The sequence below is a fragment of the Falsihalocynthiibacter arcticus genome (assembly GCF_000812665.2).
In the GTDB taxonomy this organism is placed as follows: Bacteria; Pseudomonadota; Alphaproteobacteria; order Rhodobacterales; family Rhodobacteraceae; genus Falsihalocynthiibacter; species Falsihalocynthiibacter arcticus.
The window spans coordinates 2,008,552-2,024,824 of record NZ_CP014327.1 but is presented as its reverse complement, the minus strand read 5'-3'; the positions used below and the strand labels follow the sequence as shown (position 1 = coordinate 2,024,824).

General features: G+C 55.8%; 20 protein-coding genes. 11 read left to right on the top strand and 9 right to left on the bottom strand.

Annotation, left to right across the window (positions count from 1 at the left end):
* Position 1 precedes the first annotated feature (1 nt).
* From RC74_RS10060 to RC74_RS10025, 8 genes are all read left to right on the top strand, one after another.
* Positions 2–652, top strand: a complete 651-nt coding sequence (locus RC74_RS10060; RefSeq protein WP_039004602.1) for a VirB8 family type IV secretion system protein — start codon at positions 2–4, stop codon at positions 650–652.
* 3 nt (positions 653–655) lie between these two features.
* Positions 656–1,351: a TrbG/VirB9 family P-type conjugative transfer protein gene (locus RC74_RS10055; RefSeq protein ID WP_039004601.1), complete on the top strand. Its 696-nt coding sequence runs from the start codon at positions 656–658 to the stop codon at positions 1,349–1,351.
* Positions 1,344–2,660, top strand: coding sequence for a TraB/TrbI/VirB10 family type IV secretion system protein (locus tag RC74_RS10050; RefSeq protein WP_039004600.1), 1,317 nt, complete (start codon positions 1,344–1,346; stop codon positions 2,658–2,660). The genes RC74_RS10055 and RC74_RS10050 overlap by 8 nt, the downstream gene beginning before the upstream one ends.
* Before the next feature lie 2 nt (positions 2,661–2,662).
* Positions 2,663–3,658: an ATPase, T2SS/T4P/T4SS family gene (locus RC74_RS10045; protein ID WP_039004599.1), complete on the top strand. Its 996-nt coding sequence runs from the start codon at positions 2,663–2,665 to the stop codon at positions 3,656–3,658.
* Entirely contained in the window at positions 3,651–3,842 is a 192-nt protein-coding gene (locus RC74_RS10040; protein WP_039004598.1) for a DUF4177 domain-containing protein, read from the top strand. Before RC74_RS10045 ends, RC74_RS10040 begins: the two co-directional genes overlap by 8 nt.
* Before the next feature lie 9 nt (positions 3,843–3,851).
* Positions 3,852–4,850: a TrbL/VirB6 family protein gene (locus RC74_RS10035; RefSeq protein WP_039004597.1), complete on the top strand. Its 999-nt coding sequence runs from the start codon at positions 3,852–3,854 to the stop codon at positions 4,848–4,850.
* A 496-nt stretch (positions 4,851–5,346) separates the two neighbouring features.
* Positions 5,347–6,465: an AAA family ATPase gene (locus RC74_RS10030; protein ID WP_039004595.1), complete on the top strand. Its 1,119-nt coding sequence runs from the start codon at positions 5,347–5,349 to the stop codon at positions 6,463–6,465.
* Positions 6,466–7,143: an HNH endonuclease family protein gene (locus RC74_RS10025; RefSeq protein ID WP_052275144.1), complete on the top strand. Its 678-nt coding sequence runs from the start codon at positions 6,466–6,468 to the stop codon at positions 7,141–7,143.
* A gap of 232 nt (positions 7,144–7,375) precedes the next feature.
* Here the strand turns inward: RC74_RS10025 and RC74_RS10020 are convergent, their stop codons facing one another.
* The 7 genes from RC74_RS10020 to RC74_RS09990 all read right to left on the bottom strand — a co-directional run bounded on the left by RC74_RS10020 (position 7,376) and on the right by RC74_RS09990 (position 12,810).
* The gene (locus RC74_RS10020) at positions 7,376–9,253 is read right to left on the bottom strand and encodes a type IV secretory system conjugative DNA transfer family protein (protein WP_039004594.1); all 1,878 of its coding nucleotides are present in this window, start codon (positions 9,251–9,253) and stop codon (positions 7,376–7,378) included.
* Positions 9,246–11,063 (bottom strand): relaxase/mobilization nuclease domain-containing protein, encoded by a 1,818-nt coding sequence (locus tag RC74_RS10015; protein WP_039004593.1) that lies wholly within the window; start codon positions 11,061–11,063, stop codon positions 9,246–9,248. Before RC74_RS10015 ends, RC74_RS10020 begins: the two co-directional genes overlap by 8 nt.
* Positions 11,050–11,640, bottom strand: coding sequence for a hypothetical protein (locus tag RC74_RS10010; RefSeq protein WP_039004592.1), 591 nt, complete (start codon positions 11,638–11,640; stop codon positions 11,050–11,052). Before RC74_RS10010 ends, RC74_RS10015 begins: the two co-directional genes overlap by 14 nt.
* Before the next feature lie 171 nt (positions 11,641–11,811).
* Positions 11,812–12,093: a hypothetical protein gene (locus RC74_RS10005; protein ID WP_039004591.1), complete on the bottom strand. Its 282-nt coding sequence runs from the start codon at positions 12,091–12,093 to the stop codon at positions 11,812–11,814.
* Complete coding sequence (locus RC74_RS10000) at positions 12,090–12,305, bottom strand: hypothetical protein (protein WP_052275143.1); 216 nt, start codon at positions 12,303–12,305, stop codon at positions 12,090–12,092. The genes RC74_RS10005 and RC74_RS10000 overlap by 4 nt, the downstream gene beginning before the upstream one ends.
* Positions 12,302–12,505, bottom strand: coding sequence for a hypothetical protein (locus RC74_RS09995; RefSeq protein ID WP_039004590.1), 204 nt, complete (start codon positions 12,503–12,505; stop codon positions 12,302–12,304). Before RC74_RS09995 ends, RC74_RS10000 begins: the two co-directional genes overlap by 4 nt.
* Positions 12,502–12,810, bottom strand: a complete 309-nt coding sequence (locus RC74_RS09990) for a hypothetical protein (RefSeq protein WP_039004588.1) — start codon at positions 12,808–12,810, stop codon at positions 12,502–12,504. The genes RC74_RS09995 and RC74_RS09990 overlap by 4 nt, the downstream gene beginning before the upstream one ends.
* Before the next feature lie 91 nt (positions 12,811–12,901).
* Here RC74_RS09990 and RC74_RS09985 point away from each other — a divergent pair, with 91 nt between their 5' ends.
* Positions 12,902–13,099, top strand: coding sequence for a hypothetical protein (locus tag RC74_RS09985; protein ID WP_039004587.1), 198 nt, complete (start codon positions 12,902–12,904; stop codon positions 13,097–13,099).
* Between the two features lie 159 nt (positions 13,100–13,258).
* Here the strand turns inward: RC74_RS09985 and RC74_RS09980 are convergent, their stop codons facing one another.
* Together RC74_RS09980 and RC74_RS09975 are read right to left on the bottom strand one after the other, a co-directional pair.
* A complete protein-coding gene (locus RC74_RS09980; protein WP_039004586.1) occupies positions 13,259–13,438 on the bottom strand; it encodes a hypothetical protein in 180 nt (59 codons plus the stop codon).
* Positions 13,435–14,313, bottom strand: a complete 879-nt coding sequence (locus RC74_RS09975; protein WP_039004585.1) for an ArdC family protein — start codon at positions 14,311–14,313, stop codon at positions 13,435–13,437. The genes RC74_RS09980 and RC74_RS09975 overlap by 4 nt, the downstream gene beginning before the upstream one ends.
* 605 nt (positions 14,314–14,918) lie before the next feature.
* Here RC74_RS09975 and RC74_RS09970 point away from each other — a divergent pair.
* A complete protein-coding gene (locus RC74_RS09970; RefSeq protein WP_082802242.1) occupies positions 14,919–15,815 on the top strand; it encodes a BrxR family helix-turn-helix transcriptional regulator in 897 nt (298 codons plus the stop codon).
* On the top strand, positions 15,812–16,270 hold the full coding sequence (gene brxF / locus RC74_RS09965) for a BREX-3 system P-loop-containing protein BrxF (RefSeq protein WP_039004584.1): 459 nt from the start codon (positions 15,812–15,814) through the stop codon (positions 16,268–16,270). Before RC74_RS09970 ends, brxF begins: the two co-directional genes overlap by 4 nt.
* Positions 16,271–16,273 lie beyond the last annotated feature (3 nt).

The window sequence follows — 16,273 nt, the reverse complement described above, 5'->3', positions numbered from 1 at the left end:
CATGAGCAGCGAGGCAGAAATCATCGAAGAAGAACTTGTCTATGGGGCGCGACGCCGCGAGCTCCTTTGGCAGAAACTAGGTCTGACAGGCATGGGCTTTGGCATGGCAGGTTGCCTGGCCGCTGCCCTCGTGGCCCTGTTCGACGTGGACCCGCCGCCCATGATCGTGCCCTTCGATAGCGCAACTGGCATGGCCCTCCCCAATGCCATGGTTGAAGCGATCTCACTCACGGAACGCCCCGCGATCATCGAGGCACAGGTCTATCGCTATGTCATCGGTCGAGAGACATATAATCAGCTCGACAATGACGTGCGGGTGCGGCGGGTCCTAGATCAGTCGGATGGGGCGGCAGCAACAGGTTTGCGTGCGCTCTGGACCAGTGGCCATGAGGCATACCCACCCGACAGCTACGGCACAGATGCGCGGCTTGAAGTCGAAGTGCTCTCGATCACCCATATCAGCGCAAACCGCGCGCAGGTGCGCCTGCGTAAACGCCTCAGCACGCCGCGCGGCAATCAAAACGGGCTCTTCACAGCGACCCTAATGTTCGAGTTTCGGCCCGAGAACAGCAGGTCGATCGACGACGTCTGGCAAAACCCTTTCGGCTTCACAGTCACTGAATACGCGATCCGCTCGGATCGTTTGGAGTAACCTATGCCACGCCTGTTCATGATCTTCGCCGTCCTCCTTCAGCTCGTTGGCACCGCCCATGCTGAAACCCAACCGCGACAGGGCCCCTATGATGCCCGCGTCCGGCTGGCCACCTATCAGGATGGGCAGGTCTATCGCATCAGCACCAGCCTGACCCACGTCACCAGCATCGAATTTGGCCAAGGCGAGACCATCCGCTCGATCATCGCGGGCGACACCAAAGGCTTCCTTTTGGACGGCGTACCCGGTGGCCAGGCCTTTGCAATCAAGCCGGTATCGCGCGGCGCGCATACCAATATCACCGTCTACACCAACCGGCGCAGCTATTATTTCAACGTCACTGAGGCGAGCTCACCGACGTTCTATGTTATACGCTTCACCTATCCCGATTCTGCGCCACGACAGTCTCGAGTTGCCGCAAGCGAGCCCGCAAACCATGCTTACGGGGTCAGCGCGCGATCAGAGATCACGCCGCGCGAAATCTGGGATGACGGTACATTCACCTACTTCCGCTTTGCCGCAAACGCGCCGCTGCCCGCGATCTTTCGTTGGTCTGGTGGTAATGAGCGCAGCGTGAATGCGCTTACCCAGACAGACGGCGTCATCCGCGTTTCAGGTGTCAGTGATCGGTGGGTACTACGGCTTGGCGAGGATGAGATCTGCGTGCAGGAGATGAGCGAGGCAAATCATAATGAGTGAAACAGCTGAGTTGAAGAAACGCCTAGAAGCAATTGAAGGGACTACACAAAAGTCACCAAAGAGACCGTCACTTCTGACTGTTGCCCTCGCTATCGGGAGCATCGTTGCCCTCGGCAGCCTGTTGCTGCTGTTCTCCGGTGGCTCTGAACAAGAAGCCCTTGAAACCGCCTCCCCGGATGAATTCCAAGCGGCGGGACCGGGCTTCGGTGTTGTAGAACACAGCCCTGCACCGATCGACACAACACTGCCTCCGCTGGAGCCGGAACCAAACCTCGAGTCCGAAGAACTGCGCGCGCAAATGGATGCGATGCGCACCGAACTCGAGGCATTGCGCAATGCGCCAGCACCCGAGGCCCCAACCATCGATACTGAAGCACTCGATACCCTGAGCGCAGAGGTCGATGCCCTGCGCAGCGAAGCCGCGTCTACCCAAGCCGCCTTGCGCGAAGAACTGGAAGAACGCGCGCGCCAAATCCAGCGGCTGCAGAACGACCTGGAACTCGCGCGTCTGGAAACCCCGCGCACGCCCGCACCAACTGGCCCCACGGCCGAAGAGCTGCGCCTCCAGGAGCTAGAGCGGCGGCGGCAAGCGGAACTTGAAGAATTAGAGGCCCGCATCGCCAGCCCGATTATCGCTTTTGGTGGCACCGGCGGCGGAAACAGTGAGACGGCAGCAGAGCAGCAACGGCTTGATGGCGACACCGAGTTTGTCCGCAATGGAGCCGAACCAGCCGAAGTGACGCAGGCACAGCTGATCGTGAACCCATCCAACACTGTTGTTCAGGGCACGATGATCCAAGCGGTGTTGGAGACAGCAGTCGACAGTTCGCTGGCCGGTCAGGTGCGCGCCATGGTGTCGGAGGACGTCCATGCCTATGACGGCTCACGGATCCTGATCCCGCGCGGATCACGCCTTATCGGACGTTATCAGTCTGGCCTCGATATTGCACAGCAACGCGTGACGATCGCCTGGGATAGGATAATTCTCCCCAGCAACCAAACCGTTGAAATCAGCGCATTTGGTGGCGATGAACTGGGCCGCTCAGGCACGACCGGTTTTGTCGACAGCCGGTTTGGCACGAGGTTCGGCTCGGCCGCGTTGATATCGCTGATCGGGGCCTTGCCTGCCGTCGCCGCGCAGAACACCGAAGACGCGATCACCTCGGACGTGCTCGAGGGCATTGGCGAAGGCCTGCAAGACAGCGCGCAAAGCGTAATCGGCGAATATCTCTCGGTCTCGCCCGTGATCTATGTCGATCAAGGTGCTCGCGTCACTGTGATGGTCGACCGTGATCTGGAGATTTTCTGACCATGACCGCCAGCTATCTTCAAAGCTCACTGGACAAGATCCCCGAGGCGCGTGATCCAAAGCTGATCGAGCTTTGCATCAACCCTGACGGCACACTATGGGCGGAGTTTCAGGGAGATCACTTCATGTGGAGCGTCAATCAGCAGCTCTCGCCGAATGAGATCAAAGACCTTGGCAACCAGATTGCCTCGGCCGCGAACACCACGCTCAGCCGGACCAAGCCTATCGTGTCGGTCAGCATCATCTATCGCGACCGCCCCATTCGCGCGCAGGTCATCCAGCCCCCGGCGGTTGATGGCGGCTATGCGATTTCTTTGCGGTTTTTCGCGGATTTGCCGTTGGAGCAGATCAAACTGTCCTACCTCTTCGGCAAAGAGCGCAGCAATGAGGGTGCACGCCGCAAGCGCAACGCCGAACTGCGCGATGTCGTTGCTACTGGTGACATCGATGCCGCAATCAAATTTTGCGTCATCCATAAGCTCAACATGATCGTGTCAGGGGGAACGTCGACCGGCAAGACCGTCACGGCGCGCAAAATCCTCTCCTTCGTGCCAAAAGACGAGCGTATCGTCACCATTGAAGAAGCTGCCGAGCTGCGCCCGACACAGCCCAATGTCGTCACGCTGATGTCCGATCGCGACGAAGAGACGCGCAGCGCGGATGTACTGCTGACCTCTACTCTGCGGATGCGGCCAGACCGCATTGTCCTTGGCGAAGTGCGCGGCAAAGAAGCCATGACCTTCCTCGAGGCCATCAACACCGGCCACGGTGGCTCTCTCACTACGCTACACGCTGAAACACCGCAGCTGGCGGTCCAGCGTCTGGCCATCGCCGCCCTGAAAACCGATGTGCCCATGACCTATCAAGACATGAACGACTACATCACTCGGTCCATCGATGTGATCATTCAAGCCGGTCGCCATGAAGGCGCGCGCGGCATCACCGAATTTTACCTGCCGATTGATCCGGCCCAAGCAAAGGAAACAGCCCATGTTTGAATACAAGATCGAACTGATCAACACCGCCAAGACCAAGCCACCAAAGATAGAGGCCCAGCTGACCGCGCTCGGCCAGGATGGCTGGGAGCTGGTATCCGTCGTGCCAGATTTCGACGGCGAACACATCCTGAAGGCCTTCCTGAAGCGTGACATATGGCGTGTCAAACCGACCGAGAAAGCATAGGAGCACCCAATGGGCGTCGTCACCTGGATGGTTGAGACAACCGACAACTTTCTGGACGACGCGGCCCAAACCACTTTTGGCAACGTCGCCGGTCAGCTAGGCGGCGTCATCGCGGTCGCCTCGACGCTCGCCGTGATCGGCGTCTTCATCAACATGGTGTTTCAGTACAAATCCATGGACGGGCGAACCGCGTTCTGGTTCGCGCTCAAACTCATGCTCATCTCGCTGTTTGCAATGAATTGGGTCCAGTTCAACGCGGTCGCTAGCGCCCTCATCAATGGGCTCGACCAGCTCGCAGGCGGCATGGTTGCAGGACTTGGCGGCGGCGGTGCTGGGGCTGGATATTTTGCCAGTGCGTTTGATGATCTCATCGAAGAGTTCGGTAATTACCTGAACGCGGCTGGTGACAACATGCATTGGATGGCCGGGGCTCTCATCGGCGCGATCGGCGCGTTCCTCCTTGGCGTGATCGGGGCGCTCTGCGGCCTTGTCCTGATCTTTGCGAAGATCATGCTGGCGTTCATGATCGGCATCGCCCCAATCATGATCGCGCTTTCGCTTTTTGATGTCAGCAAGGACTATTTCCACCGCTGGCTGTCTAGCACGGTGTCATACGCGCTCTATCCTCTTGTGATCGCAGGCGTGTTTTCAACTGTCGTCGGCATGTCTCGCTCGCTGATGACGGAACTCGGCGACCCTTCCGGCGCAAGCAACATCGGGGCGCTGGTGCCCTTTTTCATGATGATGTTCCTCGCTGGAGGCATGATCCTGGCCACCCCGCTGATCGTCCGGTCCATCTCAGGCAACTTCATGATGGCAGGACCGCCGAGCATCCCTGGTCCTGGTGGATTTGCAAAAGGGTTAATCGGCACAAAGGGTTCTCGCGCGAGGGCGCGGTTCGGAAGTAGGTCAAATGCTGAGATTGCAGGAGCTGGAATACGGCAGGCGGGAAATGCGACCGTTTCGATGGTTCAGCGGGTCGCGGAGCGGGCAAAGCGATTGGAATAAGAGTCGCCCAAACCCGGCCTTTATGCAAATCTCGTCTAATGGCAGGTACCCCCCCATTCTGCTGAAAAACTCAGCAACGCGAAAATTGCCTGGGAAACTTGGAAGGCCGTTCTCGCCAAACGCCAATTTGCAGACTCGGTTTGCAGAGGGCCACCTTCGAAGGAAGTTATTCTTCTGATCTGGCCCTATCGGGCGAAGATGGGAGTTTTTCAACAGAGTACGTCCAAAGTAGACGTGAAATTTCTGCTTGTAGGGCGGTTTGCTAACCTTATCTTCACCATTCACGAACGGCAGTAACGCGCATTTCCCTGACCTTTCGGATGCTGCGCCCTAAGACTTGGCCCGCCCTTGGTTAGTCCTTTACGCCTCTCATCTTTGCAGTAATGTTAACTTCTAACAAAACCGGCTTTGTAGATGAGCACGGCAACGCATATGGCACCCATAGACGAGCTGAACCTGTTCCGTGGTACATCTCAAACCCGAGGAGATAACCGCTGTGGACGCAGAAGAACGAAAATTTCGAAAACTTATGTCGTCTACTGTTCCGGGGGGCGTACATTTTGTTACCGGCAAAAATGGTTCTGGAAAATCAAGGTTCTTCTCTCTCGCTTCAAAAGAGTGCGCCCATACCTTAATGAACGAGCAAAGTGAGGGCGGGCGGATATTGTGTTTGTCCGGGACCATGCACGACAAATACGCTCCAAGCATATATCGCGCTAAGTCCCGGAGCGAGAGAGTTATCTACCTTGGAAACAAGGTAAACAATAACATGATATCCGATGTGGCACCATTTCGCACGCTCAGCACATTTCTTTTGCGAAAATTATCTGCCGAAGACGGTTTGGACAGCTTGTCGAAAAAAACTGCGTCTACGGCATTGAATAAATTGAAATTTCAGGACCGTATAGGATTGAAATTTCGCTACAGTAAGGGGCGAAAATCAGATATTGCCGATCTGGTTGAGCCAGAGCTTTTTTGCAGCCTAACTGATATACGACTGGATAACATCGAAGCTATTCGGGGCTATATCACGCACCTTGATGCAGGCGACATCACCCTTTCGGACATAAAGTTCATTAAAGAAGGTGAGACCTTTGGCTTGGCGGATTTGAGCTCCGGAGAAAAGCAATATGCGCTTTCGCTACTCGGAATGATCTACTGTGGAAACCCTAACTGCACCGTCTATTTCGACGAGCCGGAAAACTCGCTGCACCCCTCATGGCAGATGAGTATTGTAAAGGATTTGGTCGAAATCTCAGATCACCTATTTCCAAATTCGACAATTATTGTAGCAACCCACTCACCCTTGATCACCAGTAGTGTCCGCGGGGCAAAAGTGTTTACCTGTAACTTTCCGGCTGAACAATTGTGGGGCAAGTCGGATCTATTTGGAAAGCCAAGTGATTCGGTTTTGAGAGATCAATTTAATCTTTACTCATCAAGATCTCCAGAAGTGTATAAGTGTATCAATCGATGCCTGGATCTAATAGCCCGAAACCAGACAACCACCCTCGAGTTCGAAGAAGAGCGAGACCTTCTTAGATCCTTCGATCTCCAGCCTAATGAAGATGACCCCCTTCATGACGTGATACAAACAATTTTGGGAATACCGTAAATGGCCAAAATTAGGCCAGTTGCGAGGTACGCACTAAAGAGGCAAAAATATAAGGGTTGTATTTCGAAGCTCCTATCCGGGGATTGTGAATGGGGTGATAAGGACCTGAAACCTCTCAAAGACGAAATTAGGAAGCTACTCAGAGTTGAGCAAAATGAGGTATGCCCTTATTGTCAAAGAATTATAATTCCGGAGCGTCGAAACTTAAATGAACACATTGAGCATGTTCTTGATAAGTCCAAGGCGAAGTACAAGAAGTTTTCGCTCACGGCTTCAAATTTGATTCTGGCGTGCCACGGCTGTAACGTAGAAAAGGGACAAAAGGACCTTCTTAACTCTGGAACGCCAGCCCCTATATATTTGCGCCTTATTGACCTGCCATTTATCTGGCCGCATCCATGTGTCGATGACATGGTTAGGTGCGTTCATAAAGCTCCAGGTCCCGTCTACTCGCCAATTGAAGGATCAGGCAAAGAAGCCGAAGCAGAGCGTATGATAAAGGATCTAAAGCTCAACGACACGCGAAACATCGAAAGTCGGTACGGCAGACTCGTAGAAAGAAGAGACAGGATAATGACTTTACTCGGGCGACTTGCCAGAATTAACGATGAGAAAAGTCGACGGCGCATGGCTCCTTTAATTTTAGAAAATGAGAAAGTTGCTGCTGCACTAAATTGAAATAGCCTTCGCGGATAAGTAAGCGTTGCCCACAATACCGTCTGTGCTTGTGGGGCGGCAACTTCCCCCTATTGAGCTATATAAAATGTAGCACTGCTCGAAGGTTTGGAGACGGATATTTTCCGCACTCCGGAAAAGTGATGGCTTTGCGCCATATCGAAACCTAGCAATGGTCGTTAGTTGCGCATAGCTGCCATCGGTGCAGCCCGCAGCTAACGACCACTTCCCGCCTTCATCCCCGAGCGGCCTCTTCCATGAACCTCTCCACTCTTTCAGTTCCGGCCTGATAATCACTCAAACTGGCTTTGTCGCCCGACAGTGCATTTTGACTGCCGGACCCCAAATTTTCAATCTCATCGCGCCGTTTCCCGCCACCGGCGGCCTCTCGTGGCACCTCTAGCGCCCCAATTTTCGCCTCCAGCGCCTTGATCTGCCCCTGAAGCCCGCGCATTTGATCCCCAGCTGAGGGGTATGGCAGGTCGCCGGTCTGTTTGTCGAAGATCTGCTTAAAGAACCGGTCATCGTAGTATTTGATCCGCTTAGCACGCACCGGCATTTGTGCGTCGACGACCAAAATGATGTCATCAAGATCCATCCGTCGCGCCTCATCTTCAGGTAACAATGCCGTTTCCTCAGTCCGTTCCGACATGCTGCGACCGGCGAAAGGGTTCCGGCCCACCGACCGCGAGCGGGTCACGACGCGCTTGGTCGTTTTGCCGACGGCCTTGCTAAGCTCCTCGATGGTCTTCTCATCCGAGGGTGTTAGATAGAGCTTAATACCCGCGTTCCCTTGCAAGGCGCGACGGGCGTTTTCACCATAGATTTCATCGAGTGCGGGGATGGTCTGGGTGACAATGGCAAGATTGGCACGGTAAGAACGCAGGGTTTCGATGCTATCGAGGACGATCGGCATTTTGCCTAGGCGATTGAACTCATCAAGCATGATCATCACCGGCCAAGGCTCCTCCTTACCTGGTTCATGGTCCTGCAATGACGCCAGCAAGTCTGAAAAGAACAGACGGATCAGCGGCGCGAGGGGTTTCACCATCAGTGGCTCGACTACAAGATAGACGGAAAACGGCGTCTTGCGGATTTCTCTAAAGTCAAAATCCGAGCTCTCCGTGATCCGGTCAATCGCAGGGTTTGACCATTGTTTCAGCCCAGATGTCATCAGCAGCGACAGATAAGATGTCAGCGTGTCATTATTGGTCGAGGCCATGCGCATGAAGATCAGCTTGGCGGCTGGACTGGCCACTTCGTCAGCGCGACGCCGGTATTCTTTTTGTTTATCACCGCCTGAAGCTGTGATGCGGTAGATCTCCCCCAAGGTCGGCCGCTTCCGCTCGAACGCCAACAGACCTGCCGCCACAAAGAGATCAATCCCACCGTCGAGCAGACCTTGCACGCGGTCGCTTTCCGCCTGCAAAAAGAGTGACGCCAAGAGCTGCAGTTCCATTTGCTGCCGATCGACATTCTCGAGCGCCGTGATGCGCAGCAAAGGATTGTAGCGGTTCGAACGACCATCTTTCCAGTCCGTCGGCGCGAACCGAAACACCTTGTCGCCTTGCGATGCTCTGTGACGCGCCGTTGCTTCGAAGTTCTCGCCCTTCACGTCGAGCACCACAGCGCTGCCCTGATAGGTCAGAAGGTTCGGGATGACGAAACCCGTCGTCTTACCACGCCCTGTCGGGGCCACGATCAAGGCATGCGGAAAGACCTTGGACATGACGAACGGCTTTCGGCTCTTGGGCTTGCCCATTTTGCCCAGGATGAAGCCGTGGCCGGTCTTGCCGAAAAAGCCGTTCCGTTTCATCTCGGACATGTGCTGCCAGTGGGTTTCACCGAACTTGGTCAGCGCGTCGTTCATTAATACGACGCTGAGAAGGACACCGGCACCCGTGCTGATCCCGACGATCAGGTGGACGATCTGAATATCGTCTGGCTGGGTTGTCCGTAAAGCCGCAAAGCCGCGAGCCAACATCAGAAAATCAATATCCGCGCCGCCCCCGAACCAGTGGAAGGTCAGATAGGCGGAGGCCAGCACATAGCCCAAAGCAGCGCCGAGCAAAGCAAAGCTGAAGACGCCAAGCGCGATCCGCGTTTTACCCATGTGTCACGCCTTTCTCTCCGTCCGCATCAACGTGCCGCTCGCGTTGAACATCGACCTCTTCATTGGCGATTTCATCAAGGACTTGCTCCATCGCTTCGCTGTTCGCCAAGGCGGCATCGCTCTGAAGGTAGGCCTTGGCCGCATAGAGACGGTCCAGACGGTCGCTCATATGCTCGTCCAGCGTACCCTCGTCGCCTGCCGCGAGGTCAGGGACATGTTCTTTGCCGACCAGTTCTTCCAACTCGGCGCGCAAGGTTTCGCGCTCCAAGTCATTCCGGAAAGGATCCGTGATTGGGTCTTCCCTCAGACGCCCCAAGACTTCAGCAGTGAGGGGCGGCAGTCGATCGCTGATGATTTCCAGTTCGGCGGGTTCGGCGTCCTGCGCCTCCCCACTGTCTTTGAGGACATTTGCCTCCGCCAACACGCGCCCCAGATCGGTGTGTACCTGATCAAGACGGTCGATCGCTGTTTCGAGCTCGTCGGCGCGCGACAGGTCAAAGCCCCCGCGTTCAGCAATTGCCTTCAGATCCTGCCCAAGCCACTGCCGCTCTAACGCAGCGTTGCCCGCGCCGATTTCAATGCGGCGGGACACCTCTTGCACACTGATGCCAGTGCCTTTCAAAGCGACCTCGACACGCTCAGCCAGATCTGGATCCCGCAATGTGTCTGCTACCTCGGCCTGAATGTTGGCGGCAGAGTAAATTCCGCTCTTTGAAGCATCCTCCAGCAATGTGTGGGACTGCGTGCCAATCGGGCTGAGATGCGACAAGGAGCGATAGATGTCGTTCAGTCCGTGTTCGAGCTCGGTCCGGCGCTCGACTGGGGCCTCGGCGACAACACGCTCGGCCTGGCCAATCTTGTCATGGAAAGCATCCACGGCCTCATCAAACGAATGCTGTTCTTCAGCCATGCCATATACCTTTCCATCTGCTTCAATTGATTTTCCCTGCGCCAAAAGCGCCGCGGCCTTGTCCAGGGCTGCCGCAATATCAAGTTGGTTCTCACGTGTGGCTTCGCCTGCCAGGCCGCGATACAGCCGCGCGTTCTGCGCTACTTCGGCCAACGCGCGGTCGAGCTCTGGTCCCACGCGCTCCCGTTCGCTCAGCCCCCGCCCAGTGGCTGTCGCACGGCGAATTTCTGCATCGCTTGCGCTTGTCGTCGTGATCCCACGCTCGACCTTGCGGGTCGCCTCAAGCCGCAGCCCATACCGGTCAGACACGTCCACCATCGCCTCGCGGAAAGTGTCATAATTGAAATGGTGCCCTTGCTTGAGAAAGAAGAACTCGCCGTCCTTGCTGCGCCGGTTCAAAACGATATGCGCGTGCGGGTGATCGCGATCTTCGTGCACCGCGGCGATATAATCGAAATGGCTGCCTTCGCCTTGAAAGAAACGCTCGCAGATCTCTCGCGTGATCTCGGCCACGTCAGCGCCACGCGTACCAATCGGGAAAGCCATCAAGAGGTGCGAGGTATGCCCCAGCTTGGGATGAAACCCCTCGTTCCATTGCGCCGAAAACCGGCGTGTGACTTGTTCAATCTCTTTGGCAGAAAGCACCTTTTGCCCGTCATAAGTGCCACGACTATCGATGATAAAGCTCGACTTGGTGGTCAGATATTCCAGTTGGTTGCGTAGCTGCGCTTTGGTGTGGGTGCCGCCACCTCGGATCCCTTTGAAGATCGCGGGCGAATGCCCCATGGCAGCGCGCGCCATCTGCTTTTGGCGCTGACGCGGCGCGCTTCCGCGTATACGGCTCCAGTCGCGGTCGAAGAAGGCATCTTGGGCTGCGACAACGGCACTATTCCGGGCCATCGGCAAAGCCTCCCAGAACGCGGGCAACCTCGCCGGACAGAGCGCTGCGGCGACGCTGCGCCATGTCCTGTACCTGATCCGCGATGTCGAAGATGAGCCCCGCCAAGGCACGAACCTGGCCATGGGCAGAATTGCCATACGGGGGCGTCTTACCCTGGCGCTTCGCCTCATTTAACCGCTGCGCAATCTGGTTGATGTTGTTGCCGGTGCGATTGAGTGAGGCCGACAGTCCCTGCATCTGTTCGGCCAGTGCATCATCGGGTACAAAGAGATCATTTGATGCATGGATCAACCGCCGCAACCCCTCAGCGCGGCTGGCGATATCATGCCGCGTCAGCACTGCGTCAAAGCCCAAGAGCTCTTTCGGTGTGAGCCGAACATTCACCAGTTCGGACCGCACGCGCCCGTCCAGTTTGCGGCATTGGTCGGCTTTCAACGTGTAGAAGATGCTGCGGGTCGTGACGCCAAAATCACGGGCTAGATCCTCGATCGGGATGCCCTCGGCACGCTCGCGCACGATAGCAAAACGCTGGTTTTGCGTCAGTCGCTTTTGCCCTGGTGCGCGCAGTCGGACCATGTGAAGTAATCATCCCTATTTCTTGCCAGTTTCATACAGACAGCCCTGTTATGGCACTTCGCCATAATTGAATCAATATTATAATATTGATGAAAGCTGTCTGTATTCCATTTGGGGCAGCTGGAAGCTGCGACCGCCGGGCAATGCCCGGCGCAAGGCATAGGGCACCACTCAATCGTGGTGCCAAGCCTCAGCATCGCCCAGCAATTCCAGAGCAATTGCACGGGATGCGCCTTTGGCGCTTTCAAAAGTTGGATGGTCTGGAAGTTCATGCAGATCAAAAGGCTGTTGCGGATCGTCCGGTGTCTCGACCCTGACATAGATCGCCCAGCCATCGATCTCTGCCAGATCATCACAATATTCCTGCCCAACATCGGGCAGATTACAAAACCCATGCAGATGCACGCTGGCGCGGCCCTCGCGGGCCGCTTGTTTGAGTTCAGAATACTTCATTGCAAAACCTCCACGCTTTCCTCGATGTAAAATTCGTCAGGTTTGCAGTTCAGGCGGGTGCCATCCCGACTGGTCAAACCGATAGCTGACCCATTCCGCGTGAAGGTGATCAGGTGCTGCCCGAGGACATCACGCGTCACCACATACCCGCTGTTGACCCAGTGGACGCGGTTGCCCGCATCCACCGCTGTTTTGATCTCGTTCAGGGTCATCGCAACGCCTCCTCAAGGATTGCGAGAGCCCCAAGACAATCGTCGATATAGGGCTGCTCCTCGCCGTCCAGATCGTTCAGCTCTAGCCGGTTCAACACCGCGTAAAGCGTGGCGCGCGCCTCACGTGCAGCGCTTCGCAGGCTGACGGTGTCTTCCATTCGTGCGGTCGCAAAATCATCGCTGTGATAGTCAAGGGTCATCGGATTTCTCCCGCCTTGTGTTTCCAACGCGGAGCGATGTCCTTGAACGGCACAGTGAAGGGCGGCAGCGCGTCAAAGCCGTTCGAGCTTTTGACTACCTTTACCTTGGCGTAATTATCCTCGACCCCGAGGATCTCGACACAGAACACGCCACCCAATCCCGATGGGACAACGATTTCCTTGAGTTCATGCCGATGCTTGCCGCAATACACGCAGGCGCTATAGAGCCCGTCGATGATGTGACCGCCGGTCGTGCGATCGCAGTCGCAGGTCCAGAATTTGGGGGGCTGATATCTGTGAGCCATTTGTGGCCTCCTTTTGGGTGCTGCGGTTGGGGCTTGGTTTCCCTTCCGCCGATGGGCTACGCACCGGCCAATCTGATCTGACCGAATACGCATGTATTCGGCGGAACAGAGTGGGTGGGGGCACAGCCCGACCCACGGCCATGGAGCGGCCGGTCAATGGGTCGAAGCCAGCAAGTGGAGCGGCCCGCAGCGCCTACAGCGCGAGGACACGGTTGCTGACAAAGACGACGCGCCCGCGCGGCGCTTGCCTATTGACGGGACGCGACAGGGATGTTGGGCGGACCAATAAAATACAAAAAAACCAGAAGGAGGTGAGCGGGCTGAAAGCCAGTCGATCCTCTGCACAGTCCATTTCCCAGAGCGGCCCGTGCGCAGCAGCACGGGCCACAAACTTCTACCTCCTGCGTAAATCAGCAGCGCCTCGCCAATGAGCGCGAGACGCAATGGCTCAAAGCTCTACACCGGGTTTCAAGTTGTCGTCAGGATCCAGGCACTTGCGGGCCTCGGCACAGTCCAAGCAAATGCATGTGCCGCTGCCTTTCGCGACGACCGGCGCAAGAAAGATCACCGGATTTGACGTGCCGCATTTGCGGCACGTCATCGGGGGCAAAATAGCGGGGCCGCTCATGCCGCTGCCTCTTTCGATTGCCCTGCGGCCTCAAGGACAAAATCAGCCGCCTTTTGCGCCTCAGATGCCGCGCTAAAAATTGCGCGTTTGTCTTCTTTGAGCGCTTTCAACCAACCCTCGACATAAGCTGCGCTTTGGCCAAACTCCGGCGAAACGCCGATCTGTGCCCCGAGAAAACAGGCTCCGATCTCGGCCACTAGTTCTTCGAAAGCGTAGGCCTCTCGGTTCGCAAATTTCTTGATCCGCTCCAGCCGCTTTTCGCTGCCGGTCCAATGGATCACCTCATGGGCCATAGTCCCATAATAGCCTGCCGCATCATGAAACGTGGCAATCGACGGCATGTGGATGTGATCTTTTGCGGGGCTGTAATAGGCGCGCGGGTCGTCGCTGGTGAGGATCTCAGCCCCTGTCCGGCTAAAAAACGCCTCAAGCTCTGGATCTGCCGCTGTGCCAAGGTCGCGCGGGGCCTCGGGCAGGATGTAGTAGTCCTCGGGCAAGCCTTCGATCTGATCCGCATTGAATACGCGATAGGCGCGCGCATAGGGCAGTTCTTCCTCAACGCCCAAATCGTTTTCTCGGGTGAATGTGCCGTATTTGACCACCGTTGAGGATGTCTGACCCTTAAGAACCTGACCGCCCAGTTCTTGCGCTTGTTTATAGGTCATCCAGCGACTGGACACGTAACCATTCTTGGCCGCCATGACCCAGAGCATCAGAATGTTGATCCCGCGATATTCTTCACCGTTGTGACGGGTCGGCAGGGCTATACCGGACACGCTGCCGGTCCAAGGCTTACGCCAAGGGGGCGTGCCTCCTTCGATCTCTGCAATAATGGTGTCGGTGACGTGGGCATAAACATCAAATTTCGGTGCCATTTGTGGCCTCCTGTTCAAAGTGACGCGGGCAAGGCTTGGTGCCTTCCTTCCGCAGATGGGCTGCGCCTCGGCCACCTGATCTGATCGAATACGCATGTATTCGGCGGAACAGAGTGGGAGAGGGCAAAGCCCGACCCATGGCCCTGAACGGGGCTGTCAATCGGCCACATTTGCGAAGAAAATGTCTGCGCCGAAAACCGACGCCAATTTGCCACGCGAGGAATGGCTCGCTTGCGAGACAGGGGAAATTGGCAGCTGTTTTTGGGGATGGACTAATGTTGACCGCCACGGTCAGGGATGTTGGGCGGACAAAGAATTTGATTCACTTCAGCGCTAAGGCGAGCAGACGAAGTCAGCTCACCTTAGCGCTGTCCATTGAAACTAACAGAGCCGCGCGCACAAAGCGCCGCTCTGTTAGTTTGCCGCTGGCAAGAAAGTGAAACTTAGCGCTAGAGACGAAGTATTTCCACAAGCAGAATGTCCACTAACCTACGGACAAACAGAGAAAGTTCGCTTGCAAAGGCAACATCACACCGCTAACGTTTCGCCAGACCAAAAAATGTGTGCGCATACTTTTCATACGTATAAATTGCTCGGAGGCCATCTTGAATAACGAAAAGTCGGAACTTCGATGGAGCGTCGAGCAAAGGCTCGAGTTTATTGAGTTTCGTTTATTCTGGGATGGTCATGTGAACCGAAGTGATTTGATGGAGCAGTTCGGGCTGTCGGTGAACCAATCGTCATCCGACCTGAACCGCTATATCGGCTTCGCTCCGGATAATATGGTCTATGACAAAAGCGTTCGTAGCTATGTGCGCGGTCCAGCATTCAAACCTCAGTTTCTAGAACCCGATGCGGGCCGCTATCTGGCACAGTTAAGATCAGTGGCCGAAGATATTCTTGATTGCGAAGATTCATGGATTGCGGATCTCCCTCCATTTGCTTCTGCGCCAACGCCTGTTCGCGGAGTAAACGCGGTGACGCTTCGGTCTGTGGTTGGCGCAATTCGGCGGTCTGAAGCGATCGAGTTGAAGTACCAATCTCTGTCCAGTCCAGAACCCAGCTGGCGTTGGATTGCGCCGCACGCTATCGCCTTTGATGGATTTCGCTGGCACACTAGAGCCTTCTGTCTGACTGACAATTTCTTCAAAGATTTTCTGCTTTCACGTGTTCTTGAAATTCGTGCCGTGCGCGAAAGCCAAGTGACGTCGACCGATGATGAAGACTGGAACTCTGAAGTCACTTTGGAAATTGTGCCGCATCCCGCTCTTTCGGAAACGCAGGCAAAGGTCATCGCCCTTGACTACGGTATGCATGGCGGCAAAGCGAAGATCAAAGTTCGGCGGGCGCTGCTTTATTACGCGTTGAGACGACTAGGACTTGATACAGACCCGGCAGCACGTCGCCCGCAAGACCAGCAAATTATCCTTTTGAACTCATCTGAGTTTAGGGTCCCGATTCCCAGTGCGTCGGGTTCGACGATCGAGGGGCCTAGTGCATGATTGATTCCCTTGAACGCGTTGTCGAAGATCTTGTCGTCGTAAACAGCAAACTGCTGTTGCTGATTGGTGCGCCAAACTCGGGAAAGAGCAATTTGCTCCGGCAGTTCGCCAAGCGCAGGGATCTGCAAATCCTGAACGTTGGCGCTGCTCTAGGGCGCGAATTACTTACAATTCCAAGTCCGAGGAGGCACCTACAGGCGTCTGATCTGTTGAAGGGATTGGCGGGCGAGTTTACGTCCAACGGTCTCCTGCTGATGGATAACCTCGAGATTTTGTTCGACCAAGGGCTGCAGCTTAGTCCCCTCGATTTGCTTAGACGGCACGCTCAGGCGCGACGCGTTATAGCTGCTTGGCCAGGGGCCCTCACGGAAAACAGATTGTCCTACGCGACGACAGGACACCCAGAATATCAGGACTATGGCTGTGATGGCTTGGTCCCGTTCAGAGTTAATTGAAAG